Annotated in this window: 8 protein-coding genes; 4 read left to right on the top strand and 4 right to left on the bottom strand. The window is 56.1% G+C overall.

The window, feature by feature from the left end; genetic code table 11:
• Window positions 1–5: 5 nt before the first annotated feature.
• Complete coding sequence (locus GBC03_11690) at window positions 6–2,285, bottom strand: NADP-dependent oxaloacetate-decarboxylating malate dehydrogenase (protein QFS70823.1); 2,280 nt, start codon at window positions 2,283–2,285, stop codon at window positions 6–8.
• 274 nt (window positions 2,286–2,559) lie between these two features.
• Here GBC03_11690 and tal point away from each other — a divergent pair, with 274 nt between their 5' ends.
• Complete coding sequence (gene tal, locus GBC03_11685) at window positions 2,560–3,510, top strand: transaldolase (protein ID QFS70822.1); 951 nt, start codon at window positions 2,560–2,562, stop codon at window positions 3,508–3,510.
• A gap of 20 nt (window positions 3,511–3,530) precedes the next feature.
• The gene (tkt, locus tag GBC03_11680) at window positions 3,531–5,525 is read left to right on the top strand and encodes a transketolase (protein QFS70821.1); all 1,995 of its coding nucleotides are present in this window, start codon (window positions 3,531–3,533) and stop codon (window positions 5,523–5,525) included.
• Between the two features lie 113 nt (window positions 5,526–5,638).
• Here the strand turns inward: tkt and GBC03_11675 are convergent, their stop codons facing one another.
• The 3 genes from GBC03_11675 to GBC03_11665 all read right to left on the bottom strand — a co-directional run bounded on the left by GBC03_11675 (window position 5,639) and on the right by GBC03_11665 (window position 9,415).
• The gene (locus tag GBC03_11675; GenBank protein ID QFS70820.1) at window positions 5,639–6,679 is read right to left on the bottom strand and encodes a DUF1176 domain-containing protein; all 1,041 of its coding nucleotides are present in this window, start codon (window positions 6,677–6,679) and stop codon (window positions 5,639–5,641) included.
• Window positions 6,680–6,804: 125 nt separating this feature from the next.
• Window positions 6,805–7,380 (bottom strand): GDP-mannose pyrophosphatase NudK, encoded by a 576-nt coding sequence (nudK, locus tag GBC03_11670; protein ID QFS70819.1) that lies wholly within the window; start codon window positions 7,378–7,380, stop codon window positions 6,805–6,807.
• A gap of 55 nt (window positions 7,381–7,435) precedes the next feature.
• A complete protein-coding gene (locus GBC03_11665; protein ID QFS70818.1) occupies window positions 7,436–9,415 on the bottom strand; it encodes an oxidoreductase FeS-binding subunit in 1,980 nt (659 codons plus the stop codon).
• 213 nt (window positions 9,416–9,628) lie between these two features.
• On the opposite strand from GBC03_11665, the gene narQ reads away from it, so the two are divergent.
• A complete protein-coding gene (gene narQ, locus GBC03_11660; protein QFS70817.1) occupies window positions 9,629–11,335 on the top strand; it encodes a nitrate/nitrite two-component system sensor histidine kinase NarQ in 1,707 nt (568 codons plus the stop codon).
• 168 nt (window positions 11,336–11,503) lie between these two features.
• Complete coding sequence (gene acrD, locus GBC03_11655; protein QFS70816.1) at window positions 11,504–14,617, top strand: multidrug efflux RND transporter permease AcrD; 3,114 nt, start codon at window positions 11,504–11,506, stop codon at window positions 14,615–14,617.
• Window positions 14,618–14,700 lie beyond the last annotated feature (83 nt).

Genomic DNA, 14,700 nt, shown 5'->3' with positions numbered 1-14,700 from the left:
TGAAATTACAGCGGTTGTGTTTGTGCCTCAACGACCGCCAGTGCCACCATATTCACGATTCGACGAACAGAGGCAATCGGCGTTAATACATGAACCGGTTTTGCCACGCCCATCAGGACTGGGCCAACCGTAACACCTTCTGAACTGGAGACGCGCAGCAAATTATAACTAATGCGTGCGGCTTCCATATTTGGCATCACCAGAATATTGGCCGACCCTTTCAGCGGACTGTCCGGCATCCGATCGTTACGGATGCTTTCCACCAGCGCGGCATCGCCATGCATTTCACCGTCAATCATCAGGTCAGGCGCACGTGCTTTGATAATCTCCAGCGCGGCACGCATTTTGCCGGCAGACGGGCAGTTAGATGAACCAAAGTTAGAGTGCGACAGCAACGCCACTTTCGGTTCGATACCAAACCGACGCACGGTTTCCGCCGCCATCACGGCGATTTCTGCCAGTTCTTCCGGCTCAGGATCGTCATTGACGTAGGTATCGGCAATAAAGGTGTTACCACTTGGCAGCAGCAGGGCGTTCATCGCCCCGGCGGTATGGACGCCTTCACGGTAGCCAAACACCTCTTTCACCACGCTGAAGTGTTCATGGTAGTCGCCAATGGTGCCGCAGATCATCGCATCCGCTTCGCCGCGCTGTACCATGATCGCGCCAATCACCGTGGTGTTGGCGATCACCGCACGCTGCGCCTGCTCCTGGGTAATGCCACGACGCTTCATGATCTGGTAGTACTCGCTCCAGTACTCTTTAAAGCGCGGATCGGATTCATTATTGACGATCTCAAAATCGACGCCCGCTTTGATCTGCAGACCCAGTTTCTGAATGCGCATTTCGATCACGCTTGGGCGACCAATCAGGATCGGCTTCGCCAGACCCAGCGTGATCAGCTCCTGCGTGGCGTGCAGGACGCGCGCCTCTTCCCCTTCCGGCAGCACGACGCGTTTCGGTGCTTTACGCGCCTGCGAGAAGATAGGTTTCATGAACAGATTGGTTTTGTAGACAAACTCCGTCAGCTTGTCGATGTAAGCGTCAAAGTCAGCAATCGGGCGCATCGCCACGCCGGAATCCATCGCCGCTTTGGCAACTGCGGGCGCGATTTTGACAATCAGGCGCGGGTCGAACGGTTTTGGAATGATGTATTCCGGGCCGAAGCTCAGATCCTGGTCACCATAGGCCGAGGCCACCACTTCGCTCTGCTCGGCATGCGCCAGTTCGGCAATCGCATGGACCGCAGCCAGCTTCATTTCTTCGTTGATCGCCGTCGCGCCGACGTCCAGCGCGCCACGGAAGATGAACGGGAAGCACAGGACGTTGTTGACCTGGTTCGGGTAGTCGGAACGACCCGTACAGATGATGGCGTCCGGACGCACCTCTTTTGCCAACGGCGGCAGGATTTCCGGTTCCGGGTTAGCCAGCGCCAGAATCATCGGCGCGCGGGCCATCTTTTTGACCATCTCCTGGGTCAGCACTTTCGGACCTGAACAACCGAGGAAAATGTCCGCACCGTCGATAACGTCATCCAGCGTCCGTTTGCCGTCATCTTCTACCGCGTAGGCCGCTTTGGTTTCGGCCATATTCGGCTCGCGACCTTTGTAGATGACGCCTTTGGAGTCACAGACCACGATGTTGTGCTTCTGCATCCCCAACGCCACCAGCAGGTTCATGCAGGCGATCGCCGCCGCCCCCGCGCCGGATACCACCATCCGCACGTCGGAGATATTTTTTTCAACTACCCGCAGGCCGTTAAGAATGGCGGCGGTACTGATGATCGCAGTGCCGTGCTGATCGTCATGGAACACCGGAATATTCATCCGTTCGCGCAGTTTCTGCTCGATGTAGAAACACTCTGGCGCTTTGATGTCTTCCAGATTGATCCCGCCGAACGTCGGTTCCAGCGCGGCAACGACGTTAATAAATTTGTCCGGGTCGAGTTCATCGACTTCGATATCGAACACATCAATACCGGCGAATTTCTTAAACAGAACGCCTTTGCCTTCCATGACCGGTTTACCGGCCAGCGCGCCAATATTGCCTAAGCCCAGCACCGCCGTCCCGTTAGAGATAACGGCAACAAGGTTGCCACGCGCGGTGTATTTATACGCAGCCAGCGGGTCTTTTTCGATTTCAAGACACGGCGCTGCGACGCCCGGCGAGTAGGCCAGCGCCAGATCGCGCTGCGTGGCAAGGGGCTTCGTCGGGGAAACCTGGATTTTACCAGGTACCGGGAATTCATGGAAATCAAGGGCGCTTTGCTTTAACTGGTCATCCATCTTGTTGTTCCTTTCACGTATCGTTCAAAAAAGTCACGCGCAGCCAGGTGCGTCGCACATTATCACCGCACTGCGGGACGCAAACTTTGAAGGTCCCCAAACTATCACGACTTAAATAAAGATTTCGTAATCAACTCATAACAACCATGTTACCTCTCTGAGCCAGCATTACCATGCCTGTCTGCTATGCTTTTTTGTGGTGCACCTCATGAATCTCTCAGAAGTGTGATGTTAAGCACTCACCTAACACGTTACTTTTCAAGGAGTATTTCCTATGAACCAGTTAGACGGCATCAAACAATTCACCACTGTCGTGGCCGATAGCGGTGATATTGAGTCTATTCGTCATTACCAACCCCAGGATGCCACCACCAATCCCTCCCTGCTGCTGAAGGCTGCCGGACTGGCGCATTACGCACATCTGATTGACGATGCTATCCAGTGGGGGAAGAAACAGGGGAAAACCCAGGAACAGCAGGTTGTCGAAGCCTGTGACAAACTGGCGGTGAATTTTGGTGCGGAAATTCTTAAAAGTATTCCGGGCCGGGTGTCGACCGAAGTGGATGCCCGCCTCTCCTTCGATCAACAAAAGAGCATCGAAAAGGCCCGCCATCTGGTGGATTTGTACCAGCAGCAGGGAATCGATAAATCCCGCATTCTGATTAAGCTGGCTTCCACCTGGGAAGGCATTCGCGCCGCGCAAACACTGGAGAAAGAGGGAATTAACTGCAACCTGACGCTGCTGTTTTCCTTTGCCCAGGCCCGCGCCTGCGCCGAAGCGGGCGTCTTTTTGATCTCCCCGTTTGTTGGGCGTATTTATGACTGGTATCAGGCGCGCAGCCCCATGGATCCGTACGTTGTAGAGGAAGATCCGGGCGTGAAATCAGTGCGCAACATCTACGATTACTTCAAACAGCATCGCTATGAGACGATTGTCATGGGTGCCAGTTTCCGCCGCACTGAACAGATCCTCGCGCTGGCCGGCTGCGATCGCCTGACGATCGCCCCCAATCTCCTGAAAGAACTGCAGGAAAAAGAAGAACCGGTCGAGCGCAAGCTGGTGCCGTCTTCACAAACCTTCCATCGCCCCGCCCCCATGAGTGAAGCCGAATTCCGCTGGGAGCATAACCAGGATGCGATGGCGGTCGAGAAACTCTCTGACGGTATCCGTCTGTTCGCCGTTGACCAACGCAAACTGGAAGACCTGCTTGCAGCCAAACTCTAAATCTTGCCACGGAGTGTTCTATGTCCCGTAAAGACCTTGCTAATGCCATTCGTGCGCTCAGTATGGACGCTGTTCAGAAAGCCAATTCCGGCCACCCCGGTGCGCCGATGGGAATGGCGGATATCGCCGAAGTCCTGTGGAACGACTTCCTCCGCCACAACCCGACCGATCCGAGCTGGTACGATCGCGACCGTTTTATTCTCTCTAACGGTCATGCCTCAATGCTGCTCTACAGCCTGCTGCACCTGACAGGTTACGATCTGCCGATTGAAGAGCTGAAAAACTTCCGCCAGTTACATTCCAGAACGCCGGGGCACCCGGAAATCGGCTATACGCCGGGGGTGGAAACCACGACCGGGCCACTGGGTCAGGGGCTGGCGAACGCCGTCGGTTTAGCCATTGCCGAACGCACGCTGGCGGCGCAGTTCAACCAGCCGGGTCACGAGATTGTCGATCATTTCACGTATGTGTTTATGGGCGACGGCTGCCTGATGGAAGGCATTTCGCATGAGGTCTGCTCGCTGGCGGGAACGCTGGGACTGGGCAAGCTGATCGGCTTTTACGATAGCAACGGTATCTCCATTGATGGTGAAACCGACGGCTGGTTTACCGATGACACAGGCAAACGCTTTGAGGCCTACCACTGGCACGTCGTCCACGACATCGACGGTCATGACCCGCAAGCGGTGAAGAAAGCGATTCAGGAAGCGCAGAGCGTGAAGGACAAACCCTCGCTGATTATCTGCCGGACGGTGATTGGCTTTGGCTCGCCGAACAAAGCGGGCAAAGAGGAATCCCACGGCGCGGCGCTGGGCGAAGAGGAAGTGGCGCTGACGCGACAGAAACTGGGCTGGCACCACCCGGCGTTTGAGATCCCAAAAGAGATTTATCGCGCCTGGGACGCCCGTGAAAAAGGCGAGAAAGCGCAGCAGCACTGGAATGAAAAATTCGCCGCTTATCAGAAAGCGCATCCGGAGCTGGCCGCCGAGTTCACGCGCCGCATGACCGGCGGTCTGCCAGCGGCGTGGGAAAAGACCACGCAGAAATACATCAACGAACTTCAGGCGAATCCTGCCAAAATCGCCACCCGCAAGGCATCGCAAAATGCCCTCAACGTCTACGGTCCGCTCCTGCCAGAACTGTTAGGCGGTTCGGCGGACCTTGCGCCGAGTAACCTGACAATCTGGAAAGGTTCGACCTCACTGAAAGAAGATCTTGCAGGCAATTACATTCACTATGGCGTGCGTGAATTTGGCATGACTGCCATCGCTAATGGCATCGCCCATCACGGTGGATTCGTGCCCTATACCGCCACCTTCCTGATGTTCGTCGAATATGCGCGCAATGCGGCGCGCATGGCGGCGCTGATGAAGGCGCGGCAGATTATGGTGTATACCCATGACTCTATCGGCCTGGGGGAAGATGGCCCGACGCACCAGGCGGTGGAACAACTGGCCAGCCTGCGTCTGACACCCAATTTCAGCACCTGGCGACCGTGCGATCAGGTTGAAGCGGCGGTGGGCTGGAAGCTGGCCGTCGAGCGTCATGATGGCCCAACGGCGCTGATCCTGTCACGACAGAACCTGGCACAGGTTGAACGCACGCCGGAGCAGGTGAACGCGATCGCCCGCGGCGGTTATGTGCTCAAAGATGGCGGCGGTAAGCCGGATATCATCCTGATAGCCACCGGTTCGGAAATGGAGATAACCCTGCTGGCCGCAGAGAAACTCACCGGTGAAGGGCGCAATGTTCGCGTGGTTTCCCTGCCCTCAACGGATATTTTCGATGCCCAGGACGAGGCATACCGCGAGTCGGTTCTGCCGTCCAACGTCAGCGCGCGCGTCGCGGTTGAAGCCGGTATCGCCGATTACTGGTACAAATATGTGGGCTTAAAAGGGGCGATTGTCGGAATGACCGGTTACGGTGAATCTGCGCCGGCAGAGAAGCTGTTCCCTTACTTCGGCTTTACGGTTGAGAACATTGTCGAGAAAGCACACAAGGTTTTGAACGCCTGATGTATGCAACGCCGGATGTATGCAACGCCGGATGACGACGCTAACGCGTCTTATCCGGCCTACGAAAAGCTATCTGTAGGTCGGATAAGACGCAGTCGCCATCCGACAGAAAATCAACGCGTGATCCATAGCGTGGGCCAGGCATCTGGCCCATGCCAGCCATCACAGCTCGGCTCTTCGGCATAACGCACCAGACGAAAACGCTGGCCGTCAAAACGCCAGCGCGTCTGGATGCCACAATCCGTTAATCCCCGCCCCTTTGCCAGAGTGACCAGTTCGCGCGACTTCTCATCAAACATGGCGTTCATCAACTCCATGTCATTGCTTTCCGCACCGCTGTTGAACGGTAAACGCAGCCGCACGGCGTGTGAGGCCAGCGGTTTTTTACGCGACACGATCCACGCCAGATCGATAGTGTTATACGCCCCGGCTTCACAGGCAATCATCAGCAAGGCTTTGTCATCAGTAAGGGCGGTCACCCGTACCTCGCGGCGTGAAGGATCGAGTGAACACTTGATGCCGTTCATTCGCCAGTTGCCGTAATCAAGAAGGTCGTTGCGTTCGTCGAGGGAGAGCGGTGTTGGCGTCGGGTTAACGACGGCCACGCCTTTCAGCGCCGGGGCGGGCGGAACGCTGAGCGGTGGATCGTTACCTTTCTCAATCCACGCCGTTTCACTGCCTACCCGCTTTTGCTGCGCGTCGATGAACAACAGCGCGGCTTTCAGCCCAGCCAGCGAAATTATCTGATTGCCCTTTTGCAGGGTGATTGCCTTCCCGTCCTGAATCGTCGCCAGAAATTCTGCAATGGTTGTCGTGTCGTCCGTCATCAGGTGCCACGACGTTATTCGCCAGTGTTCCGGGCTCAGCGCCAGCGGTTTGCCGTCCAGCAACAGACGGGGCGCAATGTCCGCTTCATTGGACGGCGCGGTCAATCCGCCAAGATCGAGGCGCAGGACAGCATCGGTATGCGCCCCGGCGCTGCGACTCAGGGTCATCACCAGCCCGCCGTGTTCCCCGGTGTTACGCGCGACGCAAAAATTCTGGTTATTACAGGTTACCTGCCAGTCAGAAAAGGCCTGTTGCGCGGGCGCGGCCCACAGCAAGCGGGCCGGAATCAGACCGAGCAGGAAAAGGAAAATAACGCGATAGCGCATGGACGGTAATAACCCCAGAAGTCAAACGAACAACACAGGTCGTATCTTCGTTGTGCTGTTCACCATGCTCAATCGGATTTGTCGGATAGATTCAATAATTCGTAAAGAAATATAAACCTTATTTATCAATCCATTAAATGAGAGGATTGCAAATAGTTGAGCAATAACACGGTCTTACCGTCTCGTATCTCACCGGTTTTAATCATCTCCAGTGCCTGGGTAAACGGCAGTTCCAGCACGGCAATATCTTCATCTTCAACGCCGCCACCTGCACTGGCGCGCTGACTTTCGCTGTATTCGGCAATAAAGAAGTGAATCAGCTCCGTCACGCCGCCGGGGGACATGTACAGCTCAAAGAGCTTACGCACCTCGCCCACTTCATAGCCCGTCTCTTCAATGGCCTCTTTGCGAATGCAGGCTTCGGGTTCATCGTTGTCCAGTAATCCGGCGCAGGTTTCAATCAACTGCCCGCTTTCGTTACCGTTCACCCATGTCGCTACGCGGAATTGACGAATCAGCACGACGGTCTTTTTCTCTGCGTTATACAGCAGAATCGTTGCCCCATTGCCGCGATCGTACACTTCGCGTTTGTGGCGAATGACCTCGCCGTTCGAGCGGGTGAGATCGTAAGTGATATTGCGCAGGATGAAATAATTATCAGAAAGGACTTTGTCTTTAACGAGGGTGATTTTTTGCGACATACCGGCTCCACAGCGTAAGAAGAGAAATCATACTACGCCGTGAAGCCGGTTTTGGTTAGTGAGATTTCACCGAATTAATGCCCAGCCAGTCGATGATGCCCTGCGCGGCATGACGTCCTTCCGCCATTGCCGTAACCACCAGGTCGGCGCCGCGAACCGCATCGCCACCGGCAAAGATCTTCGGGTTACTGGTCTGATACCGGTACGCGCTCTCGACGTTTGCCGCGATGCGTCCCCAGCTATCCACCTGGACACCGTGGGTCTCCAGCCACGGCATCCCGTGCGGATGGAAACCAAACGCCATGATTACGGCGTCTGCCGGCATCACAAACTCGCTGCCTGCGATCGGCACCGGACGGCGGCGTCCCTGGGAATCCGGCTCACCTAATTGCGTACGCAGGAAACGAATGCCGCAAACGCGTCCGTCCGCGCTCAGTTCCAGATCGACCGGTTGCACGTTGAACTCGAAGTTGGCCCCTTCTTCGCGCGCGTTTTTCACCTCTTTTTTCGAACCCGGCATGTTGGCTTCATCGCGGCGATAGGCGCAGGTTACCTGACTTGCGCCATGACGCAGCGCGGTACGCACGCAGTCCATCGCCGTATCACCGCCGCCCAGCACCACCACGTTGAGTCCGGCGGTGTCGATGTACGGTTCTTCTGGATGTTCGTCCAGCCCCATCACCTGTTTGGTATTGGCAATCAGGAACGGCAGCGCGTCGTAGACGCCCGGTGCATCCTCATTGGGCAGGTCAGCCTTCATCGAACGGTAGGTTCCTACGCCGACAAACACGGCGTCGTAATCTTCCAGCAACGCCTCCATTTTCACGTCTCTGCCCACTTCGCAGTTCAGCTCAAAATGGATCCCCATTGCGCTGAAGATTTCCCGACGGCGCGCCAGCAGTGATTTATCCAGTTTGAAGGCCGGGATGCCAAAGGTCAGCAGCCCGCCGATTTCCGGGTGGCGGTCAAAAACGGTGGCGCTGACGCCGTGACGGGCCAGCACGTCCGCGCAGGCAAGCCCTGCCGGGCCAGCACCAATAATCGCCACGCGCTTATCAACCTTCTGGACATGGCTCAGATCCGGGCGCCAGCCTTTACCCAACGCGCGGTCAGAGATGTAGCGTTCAATGTTACCGATCGTCACCGCGCCATGCTCGTCGCGCACCGTACAGGCCCCTTCGCACAGTCGATCCTGCGGACAGACGCGCCCGGTAATTTCCGGCAAGCAGTTCGTCTGGTGAGACAGCTCTACCGCCGCATCAATATTCCCGGCTTTCACCAGTTCAATCCACTGGGGGATGTGGTTATGCAGCGGGCAGGTCCATTCGCAAATGCTGTGCTCACCGCACTTCAGGCAGCGAGAGGCCTCCTGTTCCGCCTGAGCCGTACGAAAGGGCAGATAGATTTCGTCAAAGCTGACTTTTCGCGCGTCGATAGCCAGTTTATCCGGCTCACCGCGCGCAGGCGTCGCGTGCATTTGCTCAATTTTGCTCATCCCGGGGGAGGCCGTCGCCGTCGCATCCGCATGCCAGGGCTGATTCTCCTGCCGGGCTGTACGTAAACGTCGCGCTTTTGCCAGTCGGGTTAACGTCCCTTCCGTCACCAGTTGCAGCGCGTCAGCAGGACAGTTCTCCACACAGGCCGGTCCATTTTCCCGCCCCAGACAGAGGTCGCATTTATGCGCCGTCGCTTTGACCTGATCTTTAGCGACGGGCGTCAGGACTATCTGCATCGTGCCAAACGGACAGGCCACTACGCAGGATTTACAGCCGATACACTTTTGCTGATTAACCTGCACGCTGTCGTTGACGTGGCTTATCGCCCCATTCGGACAACTGCGGGCGCAAGGAGCATCTTCGCAATGGTGGCAGGTCACCGCACTCCGCTGATGCTGATGCTTGATGACAGTGATCCGGGGCTGGTAGTGACGTTGGCTAAGGACATGTTGCTCTTCATTGTGGGCCAAGACACAAGCCACTTCACAGGCATGGCATCCCAGGCACTGTTGGCTGTTGGCCATAATAAAACGGTTCATGGCGACCTTCTTTTTTGGTTGTAAAAACCTTATTCTTTATATAAGTGTTGTTATTAACCGACTGACCACACGTCGGCAATGTTCATTTGCCCAGGAAGCGCAACTATTTCTACAGAACCTGTGGCAGATCAATTTATTTCAGCCCAGGTGAAATTACGTTTCAGATCTGCGAGAGATTTTTCGCCGTAAGCACTTTTAAAGGAAATTACGCGTGTGATCGTCAAACGCCCTGTCTCGGCCAGTCTGGCCCGGGCCTTTTTTTACATTGTCCTGCTCTCGATTCTCTCGACCGGCGTTGCGCTACTGACGCTGGCAAGCAGCTTGCGGGATGCCGAGGCCATTAACGTGGCGGGGTCTTTGCGCATGCAGAGCTATCGTCTGGGGTACGATCTGCAAAGCCAAAGCCCACAGTTAAACGCCCATCGTCAACTCTTTCAGCAGGCATTAAACTCACCGGCATTAAACAATTTGAATGCCTGGTATGTGCCTCAGGCGGTGAAAGGACGCTACGCGCAGCTGCATGCCAACTGGCTGGAAATGAACAACCGCCTGATCGATGGCGACCTGCAGTGGTATCAGGACAACATTAACGCCTACGTCGATAAGATCGATCTCTTCGTGCTGGCATTGCAACACTATGCCGAACGCAAAGTGATGCTGGTGGTGGGGATCTCGCTGGCGGGCGGTTTCGGGATCTTTACCCTCGTCTTCTTCACCCTGCGACGTATTCGTCATCAGGTTGTGCGCCCGCTTACTCAGTTGGTAATGGCCAGTCAGCGCATTGAACACGGTCAGTTTGACTCACCGCCGCTGGACACGCACCTCCCCAATGAACTGGGGCTGCTGGCGAAAACCTTTAATCAGATGTCGAGCGAACTGCACAAGCTGTATCGCTCGCTGGAAGCAACGGTCGAAGAAAAGACCCACGATCTCCATGAAGCCAAACGTCGTCTGGAAGTGCTGTACCAGTGCTCTCAGGCGCTGAATACCAGTCAGATTGATGTGCACTGCTTCCGTCATATTTTGCAGATTGTCCGTGATAACGAAGCGGCGCAATTCCTCGAACTTACCGTCGGTGAAAACTGGCGCATCAGCGAGGGCGAAAAACAGACCAACCTGCCCATGCAAATCCTGCCGGTAACCATGCAGGAGACGGTCTACGGCGAGCTGCACTGGCAAAGTCAGCATGTCGCCAGCGCGATCCCGCTGTTAAATAGCGTATCGACAATGCTGGGCCGCGGCCTGTACTTCAACCACGCGCAGAAACACTTCCAGCAACTGTTGCTGATGGAGGAACGCGCCACCATTGCCCGCGAGCTGCATGATTCGCTGGCGCAGGTGCTCTCGTATCTGCGCATTCAGTTGACGCTGCTCAAACGCGCCATTCCGGAAGATAACGCCCCGGCGCAGGCCATTATGGATGATTTCTCGCGGGCGCTGAACGATGCCTATCGTCAGTTGCGAGAACTGCTGACCACCTTCCGCCTGACGTTACAGCAGGCTGATTTACCTTCTGCCCTGCATGAGATGCTCGAAGCGCTGCAGGGACAGACCGCTGCTAAACTCTCTCTGGACTGCCGCCTGCCGACGCTGGCTCTCGACGCGCAGATGCAGGTCCATTTATTGCAGATTATCCGTGAAGCGGTGCTCAACGCGATGAAGCACGCCAATGCCAGTGAGATTGCCGTCAGCTGTGTGACGGCACCTGATGGTAATCACACGGTGTATATCCGTGATAACGGAGTGGGCATCGGCGAGCCTAACGAACCAGCGGGGCATTATGGCCTGAACATTATGCGCGAGCGTGCGGAACGTCTTGGCGGTACATTAAGTTTCTCGCAGCCTTCCGGCGGCGGGACGTTAGTGAGCATTAGCTTTCGCTCGACGGAATCAGAAGAGGACGCGAGTCATCTGACATAAATTCGCACAAAACCGGACGTGAGCGTGCGGGAAGCTGACAAACGCTGTAATCAGGCATGATAATTTACATTATCTCCTTTTTTTCTCCACGTTTGGCTCGTACCTTCCCGCTACAGTGAAGCAAGTCATACCTATAAAGATATGTAGAATAATGAGGTCCTCTTTCTGATGGCGAATTTCTTTATCGATCGCCCCATATTTGCCTGGGTGCTGGCTATCCTGTTGTGTCTGACAGGTACCCTGGCTATTTTCTCGTTGCCGGTGGAACAATATCCGGATCTGGCGCCGCCAAACGTGCGCATCACCGCGAACTATCCCGGCGCCTCCGCGCAAACGCTGGAAAACACCGTCACCCAGGTCATTGAACAGAACATGACCGGCCTCGATAATCTGATGTACATGTCATCGCAAAGCAGCGGTACCGGACAAGCGTCGGTGACGCTGAGCTTCGTTGCCGGCACCGATCCGGATGAAGCCGTACAGCAGGTCCAGAATCAGCTGCAGTCAGCGATGCGTAAACTGCCGCAGGCGGTACAGAACCAGGGCGTGACGGTACGTAAGACCGGGGATACCAACATCCTGACGATTGCCTTTGTCTCCACTGACGGTTCGATGGATAAGCAGGATATTGCGGACTACGTTGCCAGTAATATTCAGGATCCACTCAGCCGGGTGAACGGCGTCGGCGATATCGATGCCTACGGCTCGCAATATTCCATGCGCATCTGGCTGGATCCGGCCAGGCTCAACAGTTTCCAGATGACCGCGAAAGATGTCACTGACGCCATTGAGTCGCAAAACGCGCAGATCGCCGTCGGACAGTTAGGTGGAACCCCTTCCATTGATACCCAGGCGCTGAACGCCACCATTAACGCCCAGTCGCTGCTGCAAACGCCGGAACAGTTTCGCGCCATTACGCTGCGCGTCAATCAGGATGGTTCAGAAGTGACCCTGGGCGATGTCGCCACCGTCGAAATGGGGGCTGAGAAGTATGACTATCTCAGCCGCTTCAATGGCAATGCGGCGTCCGGGCTTGGGGTTAAACTGGCGTCGGGAGCCAACGAAATGTCCACCGCGACGCAGGTGATTAAGCGCCTTGATGAGCTGGCGCAATACTTCCCGCACGGTCTGGAGTACAAGGTGGCCTATGAAACCACCTCTTTCGTTAAAGCCTCCATTGAAGACGTGGTGAAAACGTTGCTGGAAGCCATCGCGCTGGTATTCCTCGTGATGTACCTGTTCCTGCAAAATTTCCGCGCCACATTGATCCCGACGATTGCCGTACCGGTGGTGCTGATGGGCACCTTCTCGGTGCTCTATGCCTTCGGTTACAGCATCAACACCCTGACCATGTTTGCGATGGTACTGGCGATCGGTCTGCTGGTGGATGACGCCATCGTGGTAGTGGAAAACGTCGAGCGTATTATGAGTGAGGAAGGTCTCACGCCGCGCGAGGCAACGCGAAAATCGATGGGACAAATTCAGGGCGCGCTGGTCGGTATCGCGATGGTGCTGTCAGCCGTCTTTGTGCCGATGGCCTTCTTTGGCGGGACCACCGGGGCAATCTATCGTCAGTTCTCCATTACCATTGTGGCGGCAATGGTGCTTTCCGTTCTGGTGGCGATGATCCTCACCCCTGCCCTGTGCGCCACCTTGCTTAAACCGCTGCACAAAGGCGAGCATCACGGGCAAACCGGTTTCTTCGGCTGGTTTAACCGCACCTTCAACCGTAACGCCGAGCGTTACGAGAAAGGCGTAGCCAAAATTCTGCATCGCAGCCTGCGCTGGATCCTGATCTATGTGTTGCTGCTTGGCGCGATGGTGGTTCTGTTCCTGCGTCTGCCAACCTCGTTCCTGCCGCTGGAAGACCGCGGCATGTTTACCACGTCGATTCAGTTGCCGAGTGGCTCTACGCAGCAGCAAACCTTAAAAGTGGTGCAGGAAGTCGAGAAATATTACTCCACCCACGAAAAAGATAATGTCCAGTCCGTGTTTGCGACAGTCGGTTCCGGGCCGGGTGGCAACGGTCAGAACGTGGCGCGTATGTTCGTACGCCTGAAAGACTGGGGCGAACGCGACTCCACCACCGGCACCTCGTTTGCCATTATCGAACGTGCGACGAAGGCTTTTAACAAAATCAAAGAGGCGCGCGTATTCGCCAGCAGCCCGCCAGCCATCAGCGGTCTCGGCAGTTCCGCAGGCTTTGACATGGAACTGCAGGATCACGCCGGTGCCGGTCATGACGCCTTAATGGCCGCACGCGACCAGTTGATTCGTCTGGCGTCGCAGGATAGCGCCCTGACCCGTGTGCGCCACAACGGTCTGGACGACAGCCCACAGTTGCAAATTGATGTCGACCAGCGCAAAGCCCAGGCGCTGGGCGTATCCATTGACGATATCAACGATACGTTGCAGACCGCCTGGGGGTCGAGCTACGTCAACGACTTTATGGATCGCGGCCGCGTGAAGAAGGTTTACGTCCAGGCTGCTGCGAAATACCGCATGCTGCCAGACGATATCAACCTGTGGTACGTGCGCAATAACAGCGGCGGCATGGTGCCTTTCTCTGCCTTCGCCACCTCACGCTGGGAGACCGGTTCTCCGCGCCTGGAGCGCTACAACGGCTATTCTGCCATCGAGATTGTCGGTGAAGCTGCGCCCGGTGTGAGCACCGGGACGGCGATGGATGTGATGGAGTCGCTGGTGCGTCAGTTGCCAACCGGATTTGGTCTGGAATGGACTGCCATGTCATACCAGGATCGGCTCTCCGGGGCGCAGGCACCGGCCCTGTATGCCATTTCTCTGCTGGTGGTATTCCTGTGCCTGGCCGCGCTGTATGAAAGCTGGTCGGTACCGTTCTCGGTTATGCTGGTGGTGCCGCTGGGGGTCATTGGTGCGCTGCTCGCTACCTGGATCCGCGGTCTGGAAAACGATGTCTATTTCCAGGTCGGGCTACTGACGGTCATTGGTCTCTCCGCCAAAAACGCCATTCTGATTGTTGAATTTGCCAATGAGATGAACGAGAAAGGACACGATCTTCTGGATGCGACGCTGCACGCCTGTCGGCAGCGCTTACGTCCGATCCTGATGACCTCGCTGGCGTTTATCTTCGGCGTGCTGCCGATGGCTATCAGCAACGGGGCAGGTTCCGGCGGTCAACACGCCGTCGGGACGGGCGTCATGGGCGGGATGATCTCGGCAACGGTGCTGGCTATCTATTTTGTGCCACTGTTCTTCGTCCTGGTCCGTCGCCGTTTCCCATTGAAACCGCGCCAGGAATAAGCGATAAAAAAAGGCGACCTGCCAACGGGTCGCCCTTTCTGTGTGATGAATCTCACACGGTATGTTCTGTTATTTGGTCATCC

The sequence above is a fragment of the Citrobacter telavivensis genome (genome assembly GCA_009363175.1).
GTDB lineage: Bacteria > Pseudomonadota > Gammaproteobacteria > Enterobacterales > Enterobacteriaceae > Citrobacter_A > Citrobacter_A telavivensis.
Note: the sequence above shows the minus strand (reverse complement) of the source record. Positions and strands in the feature narration are given on the sequence as shown.